This window comes from Desulfomicrobium aestuarii, assembly GCF_055385525.1.
In genome coordinates this window covers 2522792-2544889 of record NZ_AP042427.1, presented here as the reverse complement: position 1 = coordinate 2544889, position 22098 = coordinate 2522792, and the positions used below count along the sequence as shown (strand labels likewise).

At 66.1% G+C, this 22098-nt stretch carries 14 protein-coding genes and 1 pseudogene; 3 read left to right on the top strand and 12 right to left on the bottom strand.

The genetic code is table 11. The features are described 5' to 3' along the window. The first annotated feature begins 85 nt into the window (after window positions 1-85). Window positions 86-604 carry a PaaI family thioesterase gene (locus ACZ5AC_RS11510; protein WP_464247756.1) on the top strand — a complete coding sequence of 173 codons (519 nt, stop codon included), beginning with the start codon at window positions 86-88 and terminating at the stop codon, window positions 602-604. Here the strand turns inward: ACZ5AC_RS11510 and ACZ5AC_RS11505 are convergent. Then, window positions 567-3419, bottom strand: coding sequence for a PAS domain S-box protein (locus ACZ5AC_RS11505; RefSeq protein WP_464247755.1), 2853 nt, complete (start codon window positions 3417-3419; stop codon window positions 567-569). The genes ACZ5AC_RS11510 and ACZ5AC_RS11505 overlap by 38 nt on opposite strands. 274 nt (window positions 3420-3693) lie before the next feature. Between ACZ5AC_RS11505 and ACZ5AC_RS11500 the strand changes: the two are divergent. Then, window positions 3694-3975, top strand: a pseudogene (locus ACZ5AC_RS11500) ((Fe-S)-binding protein); the annotation flags it as partial. An 83-nt stretch (window positions 3976-4058) separates the two neighbouring features. On the opposite strand, the gene ACZ5AC_RS11495 reads toward ACZ5AC_RS11500, so the two are convergent. From ACZ5AC_RS11495 to ACZ5AC_RS11450, 10 genes are all read right to left on the bottom strand, one after another. Beyond that, window positions 4059-4934, bottom strand: a complete 876-nt coding sequence (locus tag ACZ5AC_RS11495) for a DMT family transporter (RefSeq protein WP_464247754.1) — start codon at window positions 4932-4934, stop codon at window positions 4059-4061. A gap of 209 nt (window positions 4935-5143) precedes the next feature. After that, complete coding sequence (locus ACZ5AC_RS11490; protein ID WP_464247753.1) at window positions 5144-5515, bottom strand: YdbL family probable chaperone protein; 372 nt, start codon at window positions 5513-5515, stop codon at window positions 5144-5146. A gap of 10 nt (window positions 5516-5525) precedes the next feature. Continuing rightward, window positions 5526-5726, bottom strand: a complete 201-nt coding sequence (locus ACZ5AC_RS11485) for a YnbE family lipoprotein (RefSeq protein ID WP_043775889.1) — start codon at window positions 5724-5726, stop codon at window positions 5526-5528. A gap of 1 nt (window position 5727) precedes the next feature. Beyond that, the gene (locus tag ACZ5AC_RS11480) at window positions 5728-8379 is read right to left on the bottom strand and encodes a hypothetical protein (RefSeq protein ID WP_464247752.1); all 2652 of its coding nucleotides are present in this window, start codon (window positions 8377-8379) and stop codon (window positions 5728-5730) included. Between the two features lie 439 nt (window positions 8380-8818). Next, window positions 8819-9562, bottom strand: a complete 744-nt coding sequence (locus tag ACZ5AC_RS11475; protein WP_464247751.1) for a UPF0280 family protein — start codon at window positions 9560-9562, stop codon at window positions 8819-8821. Continuing rightward, complete coding sequence (locus ACZ5AC_RS11470) at window positions 9559-13026, bottom strand: EAL domain-containing protein (protein WP_464247750.1); 3468 nt, start codon at window positions 13024-13026, stop codon at window positions 9559-9561. The genes ACZ5AC_RS11475 and ACZ5AC_RS11470 overlap by 4 nt, the downstream gene beginning before the upstream one ends. A gap of 1 nt (window position 13027) precedes the next feature. Beyond that, a complete protein-coding gene (locus ACZ5AC_RS11465) occupies window positions 13028-14164 on the bottom strand; it encodes an FIST signal transduction protein (RefSeq protein ID WP_464247749.1) in 1137 nt (378 codons plus the stop codon). A 25-nt stretch (window positions 14165-14189) separates the two neighbouring features. Further along, a complete protein-coding gene (locus ACZ5AC_RS11460; protein WP_464247748.1) occupies window positions 14190-15278 on the bottom strand; it encodes an HD-GYP domain-containing protein in 1089 nt (362 codons plus the stop codon). A 77-nt stretch (window positions 15279-15355) separates the two neighbouring features. Further along, window positions 15356-18625, bottom strand: coding sequence for a PAS domain S-box protein (locus ACZ5AC_RS11455; RefSeq protein ID WP_464247747.1), 3270 nt, complete (start codon window positions 18623-18625; stop codon window positions 15356-15358). Window positions 18626-18757: 132 nt separating this feature from the next. Further along, window positions 18758-20701, bottom strand: coding sequence for an aldehyde ferredoxin oxidoreductase family protein (locus ACZ5AC_RS11450; RefSeq protein WP_464247746.1), 1944 nt, complete (start codon window positions 20699-20701; stop codon window positions 18758-18760). 154 nt (window positions 20702-20855) lie between these two features. Here ACZ5AC_RS11450 and ACZ5AC_RS11445 point away from each other — a divergent pair, with 154 nt between their 5' ends. Further along, window positions 20856-21449: a hypothetical protein gene (locus ACZ5AC_RS11445; RefSeq protein ID WP_464247745.1), complete on the top strand. Its 594-nt coding sequence runs from the start codon at window positions 20856-20858 to the stop codon at window positions 21447-21449. Between the two features lie 12 nt (window positions 21450-21461). On the opposite strand, the gene ACZ5AC_RS11440 is transcribed toward ACZ5AC_RS11445, so the two are convergent. Continuing rightward, a complete protein-coding gene (locus ACZ5AC_RS11440) occupies window positions 21462-22022 on the bottom strand; it encodes a manganese efflux pump MntP (protein ID WP_464247744.1) in 561 nt (186 codons plus the stop codon). Window positions 22023-22098 lie beyond the last annotated feature (76 nt).

Sequence of the window (22098 nt, the reverse complement as noted above, 5' to 3'; positions counted from 1 at the left end):
TGTGAAACGCCCCCCGTCATTCTTGGAGAGGTCCTATGGTTGCCGCGTGCTCCATAGGACCTGTTCCATTCCAGGGAGACCCTTCATGCCCGGCATCCCCATCCAGCACCAGTACCCCGACGACCTCAGCCACTGTTACGGCTGCGGCAGAAACAACGACAAGGGCCTGCACATCGCCTCCCGCTGGGACGGCGAGGAGGGCCTGGCCAGCTTCACGCCCCGGCCCGAGCACATCGCCCTGCCCGGCTATGTCTACGGCGGGCTCCTGGCGTCGCTGGTGGACTGCCACGGCGTGGCCACTGCGGCCGCGGCCTCGGCCGGGGAAGGCGAGGGGCCGCAGCGTTACGTGACGGCGTCGCTGCATGTGGATTTTCTGCGGCCCACGCCCCTGGGCCCGGAGCTGACGCTGCGGGCCAGGGTCGTCGAGCGGCGGGGCAGGAAGGTCGTCGTGGATGGAGATACTGGCCCTGGACGAGCTGCGCGCCAGGGGGCAGGTGGTCGCCGCGCCCATGCCCCGAACCATGGCCCCGGAGTGACGGCCACTCTTCGGCAGGCCGGGGAGGGGTTCAGGCCCGGGGGACGTTTCCCAGAACCCGCGCGATGACCTGCCGTATTCCGTCCATCTGAACGGGCTTGGCCAGGTAGTCGTTCATGCCTGCCGCGAGGAAGACCTCCCTGTCCCCGGTCATGGCGTAGGCCGTCATGGCGATGATGGGGATGGAGGACCTGGCCCCCAGGCTCACGTCCTGCCGGATGGCCCTGGTCGCCTCGACCCCGTCCATGACGGGCATCTGGATGTCCATGAAGATCAGGTCGAAATCCTGCCGGGCCAGGTGGTCCAGCACCTCCTGGCCGTTGGCGGCCGGCGTCACGCTGTGCCCGAGTTTTTCGAGAATCTTCCGACCGGCCCAGAGGTTGACCTCGTCGTCCTCGGCCAGGATGATCCGGCAGGCCGGCTGCAGGCATTCCTCTGCCTGTCCGTCCTGGGCTGCGGGCATCCTGCCCTGCGGCACGCGCAGCGGAAGGGAAAGGCAGATGGTCGTCCCTTCGCCGAGGGTCGAGTCCAGAGACAGTTCCCCGCGCATCATCCGCACCAGGCGCCGCACGATGGACAGGCCAAGGCCGGCCCCCTGGTGCTCGCGCACGTAGGACCCGTCGACCTGGACGAACGGCTCGAAGATGTCCTTGATCCGGTTCTCCGGGATGCCCGCGCCGGTGTCGTTCACGCACAGCAGTATGCGGCATTCGGAGGCGGAGCGGGGCCGGAGCGGGGAGATCTCCACGCTGACCGCGCCCCGTTGCGTGAACTTCATGGCGTTGCCCACGAGGTTGAAGAGGATCTGGCGCAGGCGCGTCTCGTCTCCGATGAGGTGCCTGGGCACGCCAGGATCCAGGCGGAAGAGGAGGTCGAGCTTCTTTTTCCGTGCGATGGGCGCGAAGAGTTCGAGGACCGAGCCCTTGAGCGCCGAGACTTCGAATTCGGTCTCAGAGAGCACGAGCTTGCCCGATTCGATGCGCGAAATGTCGAGGATGTCCGAAAGCAGCCGCGTCAACCGGGTCGAGGACGTGATGGCCGTGCGCACGTAATCGCGCTGCTCCGGGTCCAGGTCGGTCGTTTCGATGAGCTGCAGCATGCCCAGCACCCCGTTGAGCGGAGTGCGGATCTCGTGGCTCATGTTGGCCAGGAACTCGCTCTTGGCCTTGTTCGCCGCTTCGCTCTGAGCCGCGAGATCCGTGGCCCTGGCCGTTGTTTCGGACAGGTCGAGGTTGGCCTGGACCAGCTCGGCCTGAATCCGTTTGCGTTCGGTGATGTCCAGGGCCGTGAAGGTGACCCCGACGGAGAGGTTGCTCCTGTCCAGTGGGGTGGACGCCATGAGGACGTCAATGACGCTCCCGTCTTTCCGTTGCCAGCGGGTTTCCAGCTCTCCCGTGCCTTTCTCCCGAATCTGCCGGTATTTCTCCCGCCCCACGAAGTCGAAGTCCTCCTGGCTGGGGTAGAGCATGCGCGCGCTCTGCCCCAGGAGCTCCTCCTGGCTGTAGCCGGTCATTTCGCAGATCCGTTCGTTGACGCGGGTCAGAACCCTGTTCCTGACCACGCCGATGCCCACGGGGGCTGCGCGGAAGACCGCCTGAAGGTACTCCTCGCTCTGGCGCAGGGCCTCCTCGCTCTTCGCGCGTGAGAGAATGTCCCAGGCCATGCCGCCCAGGGTCGAGACCAGTTCGATGTCCCGCTCGTCGTAGTCCTCGTCCTTGTTGCCGACGCCGAAGACGGCCACGATGCGGCCGCCCTGGAAGATGGGGACCACCAGTTCGCGGACCAGGGGGGCGTGCCCGGGCGGCAGGCCCCTGCGGTGGGGGAGGCTGGCGTAGTCGTTGTGGATGACGGCCTTGCGCTGCCGCACGGCGTCGACCCAGACGCCGGCCTGTGCGACGGGGTAGTGCAGGCCCTCGCCGGCGGCCGTGCAGAAATGCTCGAGGGTGCTCGAGGACCAGGTCTGCAGGGACAGCGTCGCCTGTTCCTCGACTACGAAATGGACAAAGCCGATGCGGCTGCCGGTCAGGGATTCGGCCTCGTCGACGAAGGCTCCCAGCAGGGCCTTGGTGTCCAAGGTCAGCGACAGTTCGCTCAGGCGGACGCGGGACTCCAGCAGGCCCTGGGACTTCTTGCGGGCCGTGATGTCCATGATGTTGCCCACGACCCTGTACACACGCCCGTTCTCCCAAACCGGTCGGGCCGTGGTCCGGATCCAGAGGCTCCGCCCCGCGAAGGACGTGAAGGGGAATTCGAGGTCGTAGGGCCGACCCTCCTCGACGCAGGCGCGGAAGGCGGCTGCGATGGTCTCCCTGTCCTCGGGCCGGTAACACTCGATGCTCCTGCGGATGAGGCCTGGTGAGCCCTGCTCACGCTTTTCCGGGGGCACGTCGTGAATGTTGAACGTCTCCTCGCTCCAGTACATCCGCTTTCGGTCCACGTCCCATTCCCATCCTCCGACATGAGCCAGGGCCTGGCTTTCCCGCAGGATGGCCTCGTTCTTGAGGCGCTCCTCTTCGACGAGGCCGCTTTCCGAGACATCCCTGGCGTAGACCGCCACGAAGGCCGTCCGGCCGGCCGCATCCGGCACGGGGTGGAGGTGGTGTTCCGTGCATTTTCCGAGGCGCTCGTCGCGGAAGACGACGGGCCTGCCCGTGGTCAGGACCGTGTCGACGTGGGCTCTGCGACGTGCGGCGGACTCGGGGTCGACGAGATCAAAGACATTCCTGCCGATCAGTTCCGCGGCGCGGGCATGCACCCGTCTGCCCATGGCGGCGTTGGCCGCCAGTATGCGTCCGTCGGGGGCCATGAGGAAGATCGCTTCCGGAGATGCGTCGATGAGGGGCTGCAGGGCCGTCGCGAAAGGCACTTCCCACAGGCTGTCCATGGTGCATCCTGTTTGGGGGTTGAGAATGCGGCGTTGAACCGAACTATTGGGGAACAATGGCATCTATTGCAGGTGATGACAACCTGGGCCGCGCAATCCGGACGTGTCAGCGAGAGGGAGCGATCATCAATACCGTCGGGACTGAGCCTGGACCAGACCGCGTGGCTCAAGGTGTTCGAGGAAGACGAATTGCAGGACACGGTCTCGCACCTGGCATGACTGCGGAATATGCCTCATGCTGTCGCTCATGAATCGGGACTCGACCAGCCAGTTCGGCGGTTTCCTTCAGTCGGGGTTCAGGGACCAGCGCCTGGCCTACGGACGGGTCAAGGACGAGCAGATCAAGGCCACCAAGGCCGACTACTGCGTCGCCGCCTGCCACAACTGCCACGCCCAGATCCACGAACTGAGCGAACACTACGGGGGGCACTACGGCGTGGTGCACCTGTGGACGCTCATCTGTCTGTCCCTGGGTGTCCTGGGGCCCAACGAGCGTACCTACCTGGGCGACGACCTGAAGGAGGTCAACGTCTTCCACCCCGAGATAGCGGTCTAGGGGCGGTCATCCGGTCAAAACGAAAGCGGCCGTTTCCCGCAGGGGAGACGGCCGCTTTGCTGTGGGCGCGGGCGCTGCCTTCGTCAGGGTCTGGCCTGGGACCAGATCATGCCGCAGAGCATGAGGGCGCAGCCGATAACGGCCTGCGTGGTCAGGATTTCGCCCAGCATCAGCCAGCCCGTCAGGGCCGCGAACACCGCTTCGAGACTCAGGATGATGGCCGCCGGGGCCGGGCGGGCGTCGCGCTGGGCCACGACCTGCAGGGTGTAGGCCACGCCGACGCTCATCAGGCCGCCGTAGAGGATGGGGATGGCTCCGGCCCGCAGCCCGGCCAGGGTGATGTCCTCGGTGGCGGCCGCCCCGGCGAAGCTGATGAGGCTGCAGGTGGCGAACTGGATGGCGGCCAGCCTGACGGCGTCCACGGTCTTGATGCCCTGGGTCAGCCTGCCCACCAGCAGAACATGGATGCCCCAGAAGAAGGCGGACATGAGCACCAGGGCGTCGCCCTTGTCCATGGAAAAGGACTCGGTCACGCTCAGCAGGTACATGCCCGCGATGGCCAGCCCCGCCCCGGCCCAGGTGCCCGTGCCGTAGCGCTGGCCGAGAAAGATGCCGATGATCGGCACGAAGACGACGTAGAGCCCGGTGATGAACCCGGCCTTGCCGGCCGTTGTGTAGCACAGTCCGAATTGCTGCAGCCAGGCGCCCAGGAACAGGGCCAGGCCCATGAGGACGCCGCCTTTGAGCAGGGTGGCGAAGGGCGGCGGCGCCACGGTGCGCTTTTTGTCCAGGAAGGCGATGAGCGGTAGCAGGGCCGCCGCGCCGAGGGCGAAGCGAACGGCGTTGAAGGTCAGGGGGCCCATGTGGTCCATGCCCACGCGCTGCGCCACGAAGGCCGCGCCCCAGATCATGGCGGTCAGCAGAAGAAGGATGTTGGCGCGGGTGGTGCGGGAGTTCATGACAGGTCCTGGTTGAGGCGGCCGCAGGCGGGAATGGCCGCGGTCCAGCGGCAGGCTGTACCGGCGGGAAACCAGGGCGTCAAGGCTGGGGGCTGGGGATGGACGGCATGGACGAAGTGGACGTCATGGACGAACACGGGCCCTTGAGGTCGCGGTGGGCTTATCGGTCCGTGTCAGTCCGTGTCAGTCCTTCCCGTCCACTCTCCCCCTCACTTCCTCTTCCAGGCCCCGCCCGCGTCCTGGACCCAGAAGCCGGCCGGCTCCTTCTCGGCGATTTGGGCAGCCCGGGCCTGGCCTACGAACTCGGGCGTTGTTTTCTGGCGTTGGGCGATGGCCGCGTAGACGGCCGCTCGGTCGGCGTTTTCGGCCTGCACGACGTCGGCCTTGGGTTGCTGCCCGCCCCGGAACTCAAGGAACCCCTTGTTGTTCTCGCCGAGAAGGCCCTGGGCCTTGAGTTCGGTGATGACCGGCAGACGGGCCTTCATGCGGTCCTTGATGTCGTCGGCCAGTCCGGCCTGGGCCAGCAGAAGGACGGCCAGCGCCGCCAGGATCGTCGTGATGAGGAATTTAGGTGTGTGCATGGTCTCTCCGTCAGTTGTTCGTGTTGAGTTTCTCCTCGGCCTTGTCGATGTCGCCGAAGAAATCTTCCAGGTCCTTCTGGACCCGCACGTTCACGTCGATGGTGATGTGGATGGGTTTGACCTCCACGGGCGCCATCTGCACCTCGTGGCGGGTGCTGCAGGCGCCCTGCAGGAGGAGCATCGCGGCCAGGGCCAGGAGTGGGGTTCGCACGTCAACCTCCGTTGTTGATCAGTTCCAGGAGCTGTCTGTATTGCAAGAGCTGGTCCAGGGGGAGCCGGAAGTTCACGTCCAGCCGGATGCCCTGGAATACCGAGCCGGGGGAGCTGGCCGAAACCCTGGCGAAGCCCCCGAATTCGCGGTCATAGACGAAAGGCAGGGGCATTTCGGGCTTGCCGTCGAGCTGCAGCGCGACGACGAGCTCGTCGCCCGCGGTGTTCATGGTCACCTTGGCCCACTCGTACCCGAAATCCTTCAGGGCCTCGGACGCCAGGTCCAGCTGGCCGTATTGGGGGGTGCCCGGCGGCACCCCGGCGGTCAGGATTTCCGTGCCCTCGATGCGCAGTACCCCCTTTTCGCCGGGAGTGGAATAGAGGAAGCCGTTGTCGAAGGTCAGCTTCCCCCCGGCCCAGCGCACGGGGATGCGTCCGTTGGCCGTGCCGCCGCCGCTGGCCCGGGTCATGCCGAGCTGCTCCAGGGCCTTGGGAAGCTCCACCCGGTCGCAGTACATCTCCACGGTGTAGTCCTCCACGCTCGGGTTGACGCGGAAGGCCTGGGTGCCGATGCGTCCGCCCGCCCAGCGGAAGCTGCATCCCTCCACCAGGACGCTGTGCGGGGCCTCGACCTGGTAGCGGACGTCGCCCTTTTCCAGGATGATCGAGCCGAGTTGAAGGCGTTCGAAGGTCATGCGCTGATCGGGGTCCGAGCGCGCGGTCAGCGCGTCGGAAAAGGCGATGGCCAGGGCGCCGCCGCTTAGGGCCGCCTTGGTCTTGCCGTGGGTCAGCGAGATGTCCGTAAGCTTCAGGGCGGCCGGGAGGGCCGCAGTCCCTCGCTCGAGATCGAGTCTGGCCGAGGCCTGCAGCCGGGTCCTGCCCTCCAGGGTCGCCAGGGCCGGGACGAAGCGGGGCAGGTCGCCCGGCAGGGTCACGGTCTGGTCGGCCCTGGCCTCCAGCCACGACGCGCGGGGGTCGGCCAGGTCCGCACGCCCCTTGAGGGATGCCCGCACGGTCAGCGGCGGCACGGACAGGGACCCGTCGAGGACCAGACCGCGCAGGTTTTGCACGACGCGCGATGAAATTATTGCCACGGACCTCTTCTTCAGGCGAAGGTCCGCGGACAGGCTGCCGGCCTCCGTCGCCGGCTCCGGCCAGGCCAGGGGCAAGCGCAGGGTCATGGAGGCCGTCGCGTCGCCGCTTCCGGCATTGATCCCCGCGGAGATGCTCCCGCTCAGCTTCGTCTTCGCACCGAGCGCGAAGCCGCAGGCGCCCTCCAGGCGGGTCGTGTTCAGGGTCAGGCCCGGGCGCCGGGCCTCCAGGCGGCCTCCGGACAGGGACAAGGTGCCGTTCACGCCTTCGGCGTCGGCCGTTGCGTTGCAGACCAGACCGAGCCCCGACAGGCTGCCCTTGAAATCGCCGCGCGCCGCCTGCAGACGTCCGAGGTCGAAGAAGGCGTAGATGCGGGCGCCACCTTCGGATATCGACGCTGCGAGGTCCATGGTGCCCGCTTCAAGGGTCGCCTTGAGGTCAGGGTCGTTTTCCAGAGAGGTCTGGACGGCGTCGAGCCGGCCTCTTGAACGCAGGTCCCAGCCGTGGGGCATTCGCCGGCCCGAGGCGGTTCCGGCCAGACGCACGGCCGACGCGAGGTTCAGCCCGGGTACGGCCGGCAGGGTCAGTTCCCAGCCGCAGTCCAGGGCGCCGGCTCCCAGGTCCATGCCGATGTCGCTGACCGTGAGGACCAGCGGCAGCGGCGCGCGCAGGAGGACGGGCTCGAGGGTGAGCCCCGGCCTTTCGCGCCAGTCGAGACGCAGGGATGTTTCGCCGTCCTGGACGATGCGGACTTGGTCGGGCGCGGCCTGCGCCGAACGCAGGTCGAGGCGGGCCTGCGCCTGCGGGGGGCCCTCGGGGGGCAGGGCCGCATCGGCCAGGGCTTCCAGGGTTCCGCTCACGGGGATGTCGCGCAGTCCGGGCACCAGGCTGGCCAGTGCCGCCAGGGAGGCGGGAGGGAGGGCGCAGGTCAGGCGGACATCCCTGCGGGCGAGGTCGGCCCGGACGGTGAGGCGCAGTTCCTGTCCGGCCAGTTCTGTGCGAGCCTCCAGGACCGCGAGCCCGTCCTTGTCCAAGCTTCCGTCCAGGCGGAAGGGGAGGCGGAGGTCCATGGCCTGGCCGTCGAGTTCCACGACCCCGTCCACGGAGAACGCACCGATCTGCGGCAGGAAGGAGGAGCCGGATTCGGTCGCTCCGGTGGCGCTGGTCAGGCCGCGCACCTTCCAGGCTCCGTTTTCTTCCGTGACCGAGACGCGCAGCCCCATGATCCGCACCCTGTCGGCGCGGCCTCTGGCGAGGCCGGCCAGACTCCAGTCCGCCTGCACGGCCGCGACGTCGAGGCCTGTATCCGGACCGAGGGTGATGGTTCCCAGGTCCAGTCCGCTCAGACCGATGCGGCGGATGTCGGCTTCGAGGCCGGAAATGCCCAGCCTTTCGGCGGCCGCAGGGAGGAGCAGGGTTTCGGCCAGCCGGGGCAGCGCGGCCCAGATGGCGGCACACAGCAAGGTCGTGACCACCGCGAAGAGGCACAGCGCCACCGCCGCCCCGCGCAGAAGGCGGGCCGGGCGCGGCCGGGTCTCGTTTCGGGCTGGGTCCGTCGTCATGGCGACCGTCTACCAGAGCGCAGCGCAAAGGCAAAGCGCCGGTGGGCAACGGAGGCTCCTTCATGGAAAATATGCGCGAATCGGGTCTCTTCTCTGGACAGAGGGTTCGTCAGGATATATATGGGAATCAAAGACGACTGGACCAACCTCAACGGAGGGAAGACCATTGGGCCATACAGACGAGTCAGAGGCGTAAAGGGAGCGAAAGGGCAGGCCTGAAGAGGCGGGAGAAGTCCGACAGCCCAGGCGATCCAGACGGTGAGACCGTCACCAGCGCTCCGAAGGTATTGAAGGTTCACAGCCGAATTTACTGGAAACAGACAGAACTGACAGATTAGGACAAACAAATACGTTTACGCGCAACGCCCCGCTTCGAATCGAAGCGGGGCGTATTTTTTGGTGCGCCCGGCAGGGCGCGGCGTCAGCCTCAGCGTTGAGGCTAGAGCACGGACAGCTCCATCTTTCCCCACACCCCGATCCGGCCCTCGCACTGGGCGAAGACACCGTCAAGGCCGATGCCTTCCCAGTTCCGGGCCATGTCCAGGACCCGGCCCATGGCTTCGGCGCCCTTCAGGGCGTTGGCCAGGGCCGTGGCCGCGGCGTCGGCCAGGGCTGCGTCGCAGGAGCGCGTGACCACGAGGTCGGCCTTCCCGAAGCTCAGGGAATGGCCGATGGTGGCCGAGGAGGCGCAGAAGGAGCAGGGGAATTCCTTGGCCGGGACGTGCACGCACACGCGCATGTCCTCCTCGGGCATGCTCAGGATGCCGATGTGGCGGTCGCGGGTGGAAAACAGGTACGTGTCGCCGCCGTTCTCGACGAGCAGGTCCGGCGATTCCCGGCAGAACTTTTCCGCGACCATCTGGGCCACGGTCCCGGCCACGGCGGCCATGGGGCCCACGCCCGTCAGTTCACCGGCCCGGCACATGCGCCGGATGATCTCCGGGGCGCCGGGCGCCGCCTTCAGGGGTGTCAGGGACGGCAGGAATTCTGGGTGGATGGCCGCGTAGGTCCGGATCTGTCCGCGCAGCAGGCGCACATGGTCGGCCATGGGGACAGAGAGGTCCTCGTGGGCGGCTACCCAGAGGTCCGTCTCCTCGATGACGATCTGGAAGCTCACGAGGTCCGGCCGCTGGTCCGCGCGGTAGGCGCGAAACGGGGAGCGGTGGACGCGGGGCCGGTTCATGCCGTCGGGCCGGCGCCGCCCCCGGAGAGCAGGGCTTCGGCCTGTTCCCGCGGCATGGGTTTGCCCAGCAGGTAGCCCTGTGCCAGGTCGCAGCCCAGGGCCTGCAGGGCGGTCAACTGCTCCGGAGTCTCCACCCCCTCGGCCACGATGTGCAGCTCCAGGATCTTGCCCAGGCCGATGATGGCCTTGATGATCTCAAGGTTGTTGGGGTTTTCGAGCATGGTCTGCACGAAGGACCGGTCGATCTTGAGGATGTCGATGGGCAGCTTCTGCAGGTAGGACAGGGATGAGTAGCCTGTCCCGAAGTCGTCCATGGCCACCTGGAAGCCCATCTTCTGCAGCCTCTCCAGCCTGGCCGTGGCGATCTCGGGGTTTTCCATGACCGCCGTCTCGGTGATTTCGAGCTTGATGTGCCTGGCGTCGAGGCCCGTCTCGTGCAGCAGTTCCGCCAGCATGGGGATGAGCGACGGCTGGAGGAGGTCGCGGGGGGAAAGGTTCAGGGAGAGGCTCACCTCGATCCCGTCGAAGCGCTCATGCCACTGCGCCAGGGTCCTGCAGCCGTGGTTGAGGACCCAGGTGCCCAGGTCGGTGATCAGACCCGCCTCCTCGGCCACGTGGATGAAGGCCCCGGGAGCCAGAGTGCCGCGCTCGGGGTGGTTCCAGCGCAGCAATGCCTCGAAGCCGCTCAGTCGGTTCCCGGCCAAGTCGAAGATGGGCTGGAAATAGAGTTCGAACTCGTCCTCGGCCAGGGCCTGGCGGAGGTCGTTCTCCAGCTGGACCGTGCGCACCACATGTTCGTACATGCTCTTGCTGAAGACCTTGAACTGGTTTTTCCCCAGCTCCTTGGAGCGGTACATGCTGATGTCCGCGTCGCGCAGCAGGTCGTTGGGCGAGGTGTAGCGCCCGGTCTGCAGGACGACGCCGACCGAGGCGCTGACCTGGATCTCGTGGTCCTGGATGTCCATGGGTTGCCGGATGGCCTGCAGCAGGCGGCGGGTGATGCCGATGGCCTCCTGGTTGCTCTGGAAGTCTTCGAGCAGCACGGCGAACTCGTCCCCTCCCATGCGGGCCACTGTGTCCATGCTGCGCAGGCAGGCCGTCAGGCGCTTGGCCACCTCCTGCAGCAGGTGGTCGCCGGCCTGGTGGCCCAGGGTGTCGTTGACGCGCTTGAAGCTGTCCAGGTCGATCATGAGCACGGCGAAACGGTACTCCGAATTGCGGCGCTGGCGCGTCATGGCCCGGTTCAGGCGCTCCAGGAATAGGATGCGGTTGGGCAGTTCCGTCAGGTTGTCGCGCAGGGCCTGCTGGGTCAGCTGAGCCTCGTAGCGCTTGCGCTCGGATATGTCGCCGAAGATGAAGAAGGCTCCGGAGATGGCCCCGTCCAGGACGTAGGGGTAGCCGAGCATGGACACTGGGATGGTGCGGCCGTCCTTGGTCCTGCGCGCGGTTTCGGTGTTGACGGGCGTGCCGCCCAGGACCGCCGAGAGAAAGGTGAAGCTCTCCTCCAGGCTGTCGGGAGGCAGCAGGACCTCGAAGAGGGAGTGGAGGTCGTCCCTGGTGAACCCGAAGAGGCTGGTGAAGCTCGGGTTCAGGTCCATGGGTGAGCCGTCCTTGCCCAGGAGCAGGATGCCCTGGGGGGAGTTGTCGAAGAGCTGCCTGAAGAGGCTCTTCTGGATGTCCAGCCTGCGCTCCGCCTCCTTGCGCATGGTAATGTCGTGCACCGAACCCTCCAGATGCATGATGGACCCGTCGCGGCGCCTGACCGTCCGGATGTTCAGGGAAACCCAGATCCGGCTTCCGTCGGCCTTTTCGGTGCCCACCTCGAAATTCTGCACCGTGTCCTGTTGCAGGACCTGGCTGAGCAGCCGGACGCGGTCGTCCGAGCCCAGGGCCTGGCGGAGGAACCCTTGGGCGCGGGCCATGAGCTCCTCGACGCTGTCGTGCCCGAAGATCCGCGCCATGGCCGGATTCGCGCTCAGCAGGTCGTGGTCCAGGGAAATCTGGAAGATGCCCTCGGTGGCGTTCTCGAAGATGGACCGGTGCTTCTTTTCGCTTTCGCGCAGGGCCTTTTCCGTGGCGTTGCGGGAGATGGCCATGGCCAGATGGTCGGACATCGAGGCAAGCACCGGCGAATCCTGGCCGGCAAACCGGAGATTGTCCTCGACGATCTGGACGACCACGGAGCCCAGGACCTGCTCGCCGTAGCGCAGCGGGGCTGCGAACCAGCGGATGAGCCCGGGCACCTCTTCATTCTCTTCGTCGGGGATGGTGGTCAGGCGGCCCTCGGACGACTGTCTGGCCTCGGCGGCGAGGCCCGAGAGAATCCTGAGGGTGTCGGGCCGGGCCTGGCTCTGGTGCTGGAAAAAGGGGTAGGTCTGGACGGCCCCGTTTTCCACCAGCAACGACACGTACATGACCCTTGCTCCGAGATGCTCGGAGAGGATGGCGAAAACGCGGGCGAAGAGCTCCTCGTCGGCCATGGGCGTGCTTGCTGCGGTGGAGATCAGGTACAGGACCTGCGTGGTCAGTTCCGTCCTCTTGCGTTCGGTGATGTCGCGGATGGTCTGGATGGCCCCGACGATGTTTCCATCGCGGTCGAGGAGCGGCGTGGCCTTGGCCCAGACGAAGGCCCCCCTGCCGCCATACAGCTCCGGAACATGGACTTCCGTGGCCAACCCTTCGTCCGTGCTCCCTTCGTGCCGGTACATGGGATAGTCCCGGCTGGGGTCCTTGCCGATGAAGTCCAGGAGGATGGGGCGGGGCTGACCGTAGAAGGGGACTGCGTACGCGTATTCGGATTTGCCGAGGATCCGCTCCTTGGGCAGGCCCGTCATGGTCTCGATGGCCCTGTTCCAGGCGATGACGCGGTGCTCCACATCGACCACCAGGGTGGGGTCGGGCAGGAACTCGATGATGTGGTCCAGGCGCTGCTGGGCTCCGCGCAGGGCCTCTTCGGCCAGGACGCGGTCGGAAATCTCGCGGATGAGGATGAGGATGATGTCGCGTTCGAGGTTGGCGAAGCGGGCCTCGTAATATCGGGTGCGGCCGCCTGACTGGAGGGCGTACTCGGTCTGGTGGAACGATGTGTGCTCCATCTTGCGCAACGCCCTGGAGAACGCGTCCGCGTCGGCCACTTGGGGAATCTCGGTCACCTTCCTTTTGAACAGGTCGACCCGTTCCAGGCCGAAAAGAGGCCATACGCCGCCCCGGCAATCCTTGATCAAGCCGTCGCGGGTGACCCACAGGAAGACGTCCGGCAGGGCCATGAACACGGCGCGCATGAGGGCGTTGCGCTGCACGAGCTCAGCGGAGCTGATCTCGAGGGACCTGTCGAGGATCTCCCGTTCGTCGTCGAAATGGCCATAGGCCTCGTCCACGAGGCGCACGAAGGCCCCGATGTCTGCGGGCATCTCTGCCTCGTTCAGGCGGGCCCGCTTGAGCTGTCGCTGGAGGAGACGGTGCATGTCAGCAGATCTCCTGGAGGACGGTGACCATCATGGTCTGGTTGTGCAGGCAGCAGGGTTCCCCCTCGATCCCGCGGGCGATTTCGCCGTAGGAATAAAAGCCCGTCAGGGTCGCCTCGGGCCCCAGAGCCTCGGCCACCGCCTCGATTTCCTCCTCCGTGAACTGCTTGAGGAGCATCTTGCGCCCGACGCAGCTGACCAGGATCGCCAGGGATGCGCCGTCGCCCGCACGGGCCATCCTTCCGGCCTCCTCGGCGCCGTCGAGCAGATTGTCTATGCTGCCGCGCATGAGGCGCACCGTGCTGCCCAGCGGGACGTCGCCGCCGAAGAAGAGGGCCTTGCGCTCCCGGTCGAGCCCCAGGATGGTGCGAACCACCCAGATTGAGCTGCCTGCCTCGCGCAGGTTCAGCGGGAAGAGGTGCCCGCTGGCAGGGAGGTTTTTGGCGTGCTTGCCGAGGTAGCGTTCATAGAGATCCAGGGCCGACTCGCCGTCGATCTCCAGCAGGACGTTGTCGTGGGAGGCCGTGATGAGCCTCTCGGGCCCGAAAGGCACCCAGCCGCCGCGCGTGCCCTGGCCCACGCGGAGCCTGTCGCCGTAGAACCCGATGCAGATGACGCCGTCCGAAAAGATGTCGCAGCCGTGCAGCAGGGTCGTGCGCTCGAAGCGCTCCCCGTCGCCCGCCAGCCCGCCGGTCACGCCGACGTGGGGCGGCAGCGCCTCCGCCAGCCCGGCAGAGAGGGCGCATCCGTTGATGGACAGGCCGTCGGACAGAACAAAGACATGGGCCAGACCTTCGTGGCCCAGGGCGGCGCCGAGATGGCGACCGAGGGCGCGGTTGTCGGCATGATCGGCGGCCATGGCCGCGACGGTTTCGAAGCGGGTGTGCTCGAACGCGACGAGGGTGGCGCTCAGGGCGTTTTCAAGGAGCTGGCCGCCCTGGATGGCTCCGCCCGCGGAACAGCCCACGATGACCGGCCCGCCGCATGAATCGCGCAGCATCCTCGCCGCGTCCTGGACATCCCGCTCGTCCGTGTCGGACCAGAAGACAAGGGCGAGGGGCCTTTCCGGGAGCGTCCCGTTCAAGGGGCATATGAGCCGGCCCCCGGCATTGCTCATGTGGAATTGGGTGATCTTCATGGCGTTCGTCCGGGTTGCGCAGGGCCTAGTCGTTCCATTTGGAGCGGATGGACCTGATGCGTTCGGTGTTCCTGAAAAACGCTTCGACCACCTGCGGGTCGAAATGGGAGCCCGAGCTCTCCCTGATGATCGCCAGGCATTTTTCCTCGGGAAAGGCTTTCTTGTAGGGCCGTTCGCTGGCCAGAGCGTCGTAGGTGTCGACCACGGCCACGATGCGCGCCTCCAGGGGGATGGCCTCCCCGACCAGGCCAAAGGGGTAGCCTGTGCCGTCCCAGCGTTCGTGGTGCAGCAGGGCCAGCATGCGCGCCAGGTCGAGGAGCTCGTTGCCTTCCGGCCCCTTGACAGCCCAGTTCTCGCAGCTGGCGTGGGCCTCCTCCTTGCTCGTCAGGGGGCCCAGTATTTCGCAGCCGAAGATGCAGTGCCGCTGCATGATCTTCCATTCATCGGGGTCGAGCTTGCCCGGCTTGAGCAGCACTTCGTCGGGCACCCCGATCTTGCCGATGTCGTGCAGGGGCGCGCAGTCGCGCAGGTTGTCGCAGCTCTCAGCGTCGAGTCCCAGGGCTTCGGCCAGGACCGCGGCTATCTCGCCGACTCGGATGACGTGGTGTCCGGTCTCGTTGTCCTTGTACTCTGCCGCCCGGCTCAGGCGGTGCATGATCTGCCTGCGGGTCCGTTCAAGTTCGGCCGTGCGCTGCCGCACGAGTTCCTCGAGGTTGGTCTGGTACTCCCGGTTTTCCCTGATGAGCCTGGCCTTTTCCGTGACCTTGTTCAGGGTGTGCTCCAGGATGCTGAAATTGTGCAGGGGCTTGGTCAGGAAGTCCCAGGCCCCGAGCCGCACGGCTTGCAGGGCGTCGTCGACCACGCCGACGCCCGAGAGTACGACGATGGGCAGCTCCGGCGCCTCTTCCCTGGCATGGCGCAGGAACCCGTAGCCGTCGAGGACCGGCATGTTCAGGTCCACGATGACCGCGGCCAGATTCGGCATGTGCGCGCGCATGACCTTGAGGCCTTCGAGCCCGTTGCCTGCGTCCAGGGCATCGTACCCCAAGTCCTCAAGGTAGGCGCACAGGGAGCGGCGCAGGCCTTCTTCGTCATCGATGACCAGGATGTTCATACGCATTCCCACTTATATGGCATACGGAAAATGTCATACATATTCGTGACCCGATACGTTGAATGTAGTCCACTCGTCTAGGACCCCGCGGCGGCTTCTTCGGAGCGGGCCAGACAGGGCAGTTCCAGGGTGAAGACGGTGCCCCCCTCGGGCGGGCAGGAGACGCGCATCCGCCCGCCGTGACCCTTGGTGATGATGAAGTACGACACGGACAGCCCGAGACCCGTGCCTGCGCCCGAAGCCTTGGTCGTGAAGAAGGGTTCGAAGATGCGCTTGCGGTGCTCGGGGGGGATGCCCGGTCCGTTGTCGGCGATGTCGATCCGGAGGGACTCTCCCTCGACCCGGGCCCGGATGGCGATGCGCGGGGACTTGGTGGGGGGCTCGGCCTCGGCCATGGCCTGGGCCGCGTTGCGCAGGAGGTTCAAAAGCACCTGCTCGATCTCCGTTTCCGTGCATTCGCAGCCGGGCAGATCCGCCGGGATGTCCTTGATGATCTCGATGGACTTGAAATCGTAGTTCTTCTTCAGGTCGTAGTCGCTGGAAGCCAGGCGCAGGGCGTTTTCGACGACGGTCGCGACGTCGCAGACGGAACGCCTGGACTCGCTGCGCCGGCTGAAGTCGAGCATGTGGCGGATGATCTCCGCGGCGCGCACGGCCGCGCCCTGGATGTCGCGGATGAAGACGTCGATCTTGCGTTCAGTCAGGTAGCGCTCGACCTGTTTGATGTCCACGCCGATCCTGGCCGCCGCTTCGATGTTTTTCGGGAAGTCCGAGCGGGTGCGCAGGGCGATGGTCTGCACCGCCTGCAGGACGATGCCCAGGGGGTTGTTGATCTCGTGGGCGATGCCTGCCGCGATGCCGCCCAGGGAAAGCATCTTCTCGGACTGGACCATGGTCTCCTGCATGGCCCGCAGGTGGGTGATGTCGCGGGAAATGGCCAGGATGCAGTGCGTGTCGGCCACGGGCACGACCCTGGCCGACACGGAGACGTGCAGGATGTGTCCTTCGCGGTGCCGCATGTCGAACTCGAAGTTGTCGACCTGTCCGTCGCGGGCGAGGATTTCGACGAATTCCGCGCGTCGTCCGGGAACGGCGAAGAGGCCGATGTCCAAGGTACTGTGTCCGATGGCCTCCTCCCGGCTGAATCCGGTGAGGGCGCTGAAGGCCTCGTTGACCTCCAGCAGGATGCCATCGCTGAATCTGGCCAGCGTGATGATGTCGGGCGAGAGGTGGAAGAGGCGCGAGAACATTTCCTCCGATCGCCGCAGGGCCTCCTGGGCCTCCTTGAGTTCGGTGATGTCCACGGTCATGGACAGGATGCAGTCCTCGCCGCCCAGGGTGATGAAGCCGCCGGAGTAGAGCAGGTGAATGGTCCTGCCGTCGGGCCGCACGGTCGTCGTCTCCAGGTTGTGCAGGGTCTGCCTGGCGCCGACGGCGAGCATGATCTCCTTCCGGTGCTCATCGGGGAAGCTGCCGATTTCCTCGGGTGAGAGCTTGAGCAGTTCCTCGCGCCTGATGTTCAGCCGTTCGAGAAAAACGGTGTTGGCATCCATGTACCGGCCGTCGGAGAGGCGGTTGATGACGATGGAATATGGCGAACTCTCGAAGATGGTCCGGAAGCGCCGCTCGCTCTCCTCGACGGCTTGCTGCTTGTGTTTGAGTTCGGAGATGTCCCTGGCTTCGACGATGATGTTGACGACCCTGCCGTTTTCGTCCCGGAAGGGCGATGCCGTGAAGTCGAAGAAGGCTTCCCGCCCGGCGGCATCGACGTGCGTGATCTCGCGGCGGATCGTCTCGCCGTCTCGGACGCGTTCGATGACTTGACGGAGCAATGCTTCGGCCTCTGCCCTGTCCGGCCACCACGGCCCCTCCCAGAAAGGCTTGCCGATGACCCGCTCGGCGTCGACGCCGACCCATTCGAGGGCGCTTCTGTTGGCCGAGAGGAGACGGCCATGCAGGTTCAGCAGGCCGATGAACTGCGTGGTCTGCTCCAGCAGGGCCTTGTTCAGGGCCTGGAACCTCTCCATTTTCGCCTGGGCCTGCCGGGTTTTGTCGATGTCGATGTTCAGGCCGATGATGCGCTTGGGGCGGCCCAGTTCGTCCCAGGCCACGGTCCGGCCCTTGGCCAGAATCCAGCGCCAGGAGCCGTCCTGGGCGCGCAGGCGGTATTCGGCCTCGTACATGCCCCGTCCGCCGTCCCGGATGTAGCCCGAAAAGGCATCCGCGGCGTCGTTCCTGTCGCTGGGGTGGATCAGGTTGCGCCAGTTTTCCAGGGATCCGGACGTCTGCCGCGCCGGATAGCCGAGCATGCTGTGCCACTCGGGGCTGTGCTCCTCGCGCTCCTCGGCCGGGAAGTACTCCCAGTATCCTGCCTGGGTGGCTTCCATGGCCAGGCGGAAACGTCCGACCTGATCCAGAAGGGCCGTTTCGGTGCTCTGCAGTTCGGACACCTTCCTGCGCAGCTTGCGGCTCAGGATCCAGGCCAGCCCCGCCAGCACGAGGACCGTGACGACGGCGGTGAGGGCCGCGAAGGACAGGACCCTGCGCGTCACCGGGTCCATGAAGTTCGACGGGAGCCTGATCCAGCGCTCCGTCATGGCCTGCTTTTCCTTTTCGCTCAACGAATCGAGCACTTTGGATATGGAGCTGGCCAGGAGGGGATATCTGCGGCTGATCCCGATGGACAGGTCCTGGTTCAGGCCGATGTCGCCGGCGACCTTGAGGTTGGAGAGGCCCTGCTTCTGGATGTGCCACGCGACCACGGCCAGGCTTTCCACGAAGGCGTCCACGGCGCCGAAGGCGACGTCGCGCAGCCCCTCCGGAATGTTGTCGACCTCGAAGACCTTGTAGCGGCCGAAGTTCGAGGAACGCACGATGTCGCCCGAAGCATAGCCGCGCACGACCGCCACGCGAAGCCCGTCGAGATTGTTCATGCTCAGGGTCCTGGCCATGTTTCGCGAGGTGACGATGACCAGGGGAAGGCTCGCGTAGGGAGGTGTGAACAGGACGAAACCGGCCCGCTGCGGCGTCTGCATCATGGCCGGCGCCAGGGCCGTGTTCCCGTCCTGCAGACCTTTCAGGACGTCCTCCCAGGGAAGGGCCTGCTTGCGGAAGGTGATGCCGAGGCGTTCCTCGATGTGGGCGATGAGCTCGGAGCTCAGTCCGGAGAACGATCCGTCGGGGGACTCGAATTCGATGGGCGGGAAGGTCCGGTCGTAGGACAGGACCAGGTTGTCCCTGTTCCTGGCGAGCCAGGCGCGCTCCTCGATGGTCAGGTTCAGCGACGGGGCCGCAGATGCCGTGCCGGTCAGGGCCAGCAGGAGCAGAATGGTGCAGAGAAGTCGCATGAACCCGTCCCATGTTCGGAATGCGTTGCGGATCAGCCGGTCTTGGGAGCGTGTAACACCATCCCCTGCACCGATGCAAGAATTGGTTCTTTTTCAAACCCTTGAGGGGTGAGACGCTGCTGCGCCGCCCGTTCAGGCCCTCTGTCCGCCGTGCGGGTATTTCTCCTGCGGCCAGAGCGTCGGCCCCGTCCACTCGGGATAGGGGCCTTCCCCGTGAAGCCTGGCCGCCTCCGCGGCGAGTCCCAGCTCCACCATGCGTTCCCGGGTGGGAATGCCCGTGACGGGGTCCTGTCCCTGGCGCGCGTAGTAGCGGTCCAGCATGGCGTTGTGCCTGGCCTTTTCCCGTTTCATGTCCTCGGGGCCGAACAGGTCGGGGTTGAGGGGTATGGCGTCGTGGACCCGCGTGATGCCCTGGCGCGCGTTGAAGGCTTTTTCCAGGGTGTAGATGCGGTCCGCGGCGCGGATGAGCCCCTCCTCGTCGAACGCTTCTCCCGTGGCGGCCGTCAGCAGGCGGGCCAGGCCGCCGAAGAGGGGCTCCTTCCAGGCCAGGGGCAGGGCGTTGGCCCAGGAGTTGACCGCGCCCTTGCAGCGGCCCACGCTGTCGGCCAGGGTGCAGACCCGTTCGGACAGGATGATGGCCTCGACCGGGTCGTCCATGTCGGCGTGCATGGCGCCCGAGGCCTGCAGTTTCGGGTACAGGTCCGGGTCGTTCTCGCCGTAGGCCCAGCTGCGGCCGCGCAGATGATCGGCCCCGCGCGTCGAGGTGGCGTGGGCCAGGGCGAAGAGGCCGGCCGGGTAGGGGCCGCGGCTCAGGCCCTTGACGTGGTAGCAGTATAGCAGGGCCGCGGGCCCGATGATTTTGGCCATGGACAGCATGCCTTCGGCCAGGAGGTTGCCGAAGCCCTCGCGCAGAGCCGTGAGGTGCACGAGTTCCACCTGGTCGGCGACGTTGTCCCAGGACAGGTCCAGGCCGCCGGTCCGTTCGCGGGTCAGGATGCCGCGGGCGAAGAGGTCCTTGGCCAGGGCCATGGCGTTGCCCAGCGGAATGACGTCGAGCCCGTAGATGTCGCCGAGATTGCTCATCTCCATGATGGCCACGGGGTCCGTTACGCCGCAGTTGGTGCCCATGCAGAAGATGGACTCGTATTCCAGGGCCTCGCCGTGCTCGCCCTTTCTCGCGCCCGATGGGATCTCGTAGACGTTCTTGCAGCGCACGGGGCAGTTGCCGCAGCCCGTGCGGCCGGTTTCGAACTCTTTCCAGGCTTCGGGGCGCAGCTGCCGGGGAATCTCTTCGGGCTCCAGGTACTTCCCGTAGTTTCGGAAACCCGGCCGCCAGTTGACCACGCCGTGATGCGAGCCGTAGCGGCTGGCCACGTTGCGCTGGAATTCGTCTTTGGCGAAGTATTCCCTGTCGAGTTTTGCCAGTTCCTTGAACGTCTCGGGGTCGGCCAGTGTCACGCGGTGGTCGCCCAGGACCACCACGGCCTTGAGGTTCTTGGAACCCAGGACCGCGCCGCTGCCCCGGGCGGCCGAGGCGTACTTGTCGACGATGGTCGAGGCGAAACGCACCAGGTTTTCCCCGGCCTGGCCGATGCAGGCCACCGAGGCCTTCGACCCGTGTCTGGCCAGGAGCAGGTCCGTGGTCTGCCAGGTGTCCTTGCCCCAGAGGTCGCGGGCGTCGAGAAGTTCGGCCGAGTCCGGCGTGACCAAGAGGTAGCAGGGGGCCTTGGCTCGCCCCGTGATGATGATCTGGTCGGCCCGGGCGTGTTTCATGACCGAGGCGAAGCGCTCGCCGGCGTTGCCGTCGCCCAGGATGCCCGAATAGGGAGAGAGGGTGGAGACCTCCATGCGGCTGGTCATGCCCAGTATCGTCCCGGACAGGGGGCCGGGGGCGATGCAGTACACGTTTTCCGGGGCGAGGGGGTCGATTCCGGGGGGGACGCGGTCGAAGAGAATCTTGGAGTTGAGGCCCCGTCCCCCGAGAAAGGAGAGGGCCAGTTCCCGGTCGAGGGGGGGCGTGCGTACCGTCATGGCGGTCAGGTCGATGTCGATGGTCCGTGCGGTCCAGCCGTTCATGCGGGCCTCCTGGGAAAAATGTTGGCGGCGATGCAACCATACCAGAGCGCAGGCGCCCTGCCTAGATGGACGGGAGGTTGGAAGGTCCCGCTTCGCGGGTTGTGGGGATGGGCCGGAGCGTATAGACCAGTCTGCACACCAAAAAGGAGATGTGATGAGAGACACGTTCAGGGAAATTCGCTCCAGAATGGACGAACTGGAGCAGCAGCTGCGTCAGGAACTGGCCGCCAAGCAGGAGGAGTTCCGCTACACCGTCGAGAAGAAGAAGGTCCGTTTCAGCCGCGAGGTGCAGGAGGCGCACCGCGCCCTGCTCATCCGCTGGACGGCCTACGCCTACGAATCGGGCGTGTTCAAGGTTCTGACCATACCGATCATCTGGTTCGCGCTCATCCCGGCGATGTTTCTGGATGTGTTCGTCATGCTGTATCAGCTGATCTGCTTTCCGGTCTACGGCATCCCCATGGTCCGGCGCAGCGACTACATCGTCATCGACAGGCACAAGCTCAAGTATCTGAACTGGGTGGAGAAGTGCAACTGCATGTACTGCGGCTACTTCAACGGCCTCATGGGCTACCTGCGCGAGATCGCCGGCCGTACGGAGCAGTACTGGTGCCCCATCCGGCACTCGCGCCTGCCGAAAAGCACCCACTCGCGCTACGACCGCTTCGTGGACTACGGCGACGCCGAGGGCTACAGGCGTGAACTGAAGGACATCAGGAAGGACTTCGACGACATCAGGAAGGACTAGCCCCCGTCCGCCTCACAGGGCCTGCCACAGGATCTTGGCGCCGATGCCCAGGAGCACGACGCCTCCGAGCACTTCCGCGCGCTGTCCGAGGCGGGTCTGGCAGCCGAGCAGCATGCCCAGGTGCAGGCCGGCGGCCGTGAAGCACAGGGCCACCACGCCGATGACGGCCGCCGGGAACCAGATGGGCACCGCGAGCATGGCCAGGGTGAAGCCCACGGCCAGGGCGTCGATGCTCGTGGCCACAGAGAGCATGATGAGCCGGGACCCCACGGTGGGGTCCTGACACGTGTCGTCCTCGTCGTGATGCAGACCTTCCCAGAGCATGTGTCCTCCGATATAGAGGAGCAGGGCGAAGGCGATCCAGTGCCCGAAGCGCAGGAAGTAGTCGCGCACCATCAGGCCGCCGAACCAGCCGATGACGGGCATGGCGGCCTGGAACAGGCCGAAGTGCCAGGCTAGGCGGAAGGTCTGGCGGCGGGTCACGACCTTGAGGGCCACGCCGGCGGCGATGGCCACGGCGAAGGCGTCCATGGCCAGGGCCACGGCCACGGCCATCAGTTCGAGAAAAGACATGCGGGACTCCCGGTGATGAAGTAGGCACAAGGCAGATAGCCCAGGCCCGCGCCCAAGGCCAGGACCTTTTTGCGGG

Bases quoted from the DNA above. Each gene is read 5' to 3' on its own strand.
- ACZ5AC_RS11480 (WP_464247752.1), bottom strand. From the start codon at position 8,379: ATGACGACGGACCCAGCCCGAAACGAGACCCGGCCGCGCCCGGCCCGC.
- ACZ5AC_RS11460 (WP_464247748.1), bottom strand. From the start codon at position 15,278: ATGAACATCCTGGTCATCGATGACGAAGAAGGCCTGCGCCGCTCCCTG.
- ACZ5AC_RS11510 (WP_464247756.1), top strand. From the start codon at position 86: ATGCCCGGCATCCCCATCCAGCACCAGTACCCCGACGACCTCAGCCAC.
- ACZ5AC_RS11495 (WP_464247754.1), bottom strand. From the start codon at position 4,934: ATGAACTCCCGCACCACCCGCGCCAACATCCTTCTTCTGCTGACCGCC.
- ACZ5AC_RS11450 (WP_464247746.1), bottom strand. From the start codon at position 20,701: ATGAACGGCTGGACCGCACGGACCATCGACATCGACCTGACCGCCATG.
- ACZ5AC_RS11445 (WP_464247745.1), top strand. From the start codon at position 20,856: ATGAGAGACACGTTCAGGGAAATTCGCTCCAGAATGGACGAACTGGAG.
- ACZ5AC_RS11455 (WP_464247747.1), bottom strand. From the start codon at position 18,625: ATGCGACTTCTCTGCACCATTCTGCTCCTGCTGGCCCTGACCGGCACG.
- ACZ5AC_RS11470 (WP_464247750.1), bottom strand. From the start codon at position 13,026: ATGCACCGTCTCCTCCAGCGACAGCTCAAGCGGGCCCGCCTGAACGAG.
- ACZ5AC_RS11505 (WP_464247755.1), bottom strand. From the start codon at position 3,419: ATGGACAGCCTGTGGGAAGTGCCTTTCGCGACGGCCCTGCAGCCCCTC.
- ACZ5AC_RS11440 (WP_464247744.1), bottom strand. From the start codon at position 22,022: ATGTCTTTTCTCGAACTGATGGCCGTGGCCGTGGCCCTGGCCATGGAC.
- ACZ5AC_RS11475 (WP_464247751.1), bottom strand. From the start codon at position 9,562: ATGAACCGGCCCCGCGTCCACCGCTCCCCGTTTCGCGCCTACCGCGCG.
- ACZ5AC_RS11465 (WP_464247749.1), bottom strand. From the start codon at position 14,164: ATGAAGATCACCCAATTCCACATGAGCAATGCCGGGGGCCGGCTCATA.
- ACZ5AC_RS11490 (WP_464247753.1), bottom strand. From the start codon at position 5,515: ATGCACACACCTAAATTCCTCATCACGACGATCCTGGCGGCGCTGGCC.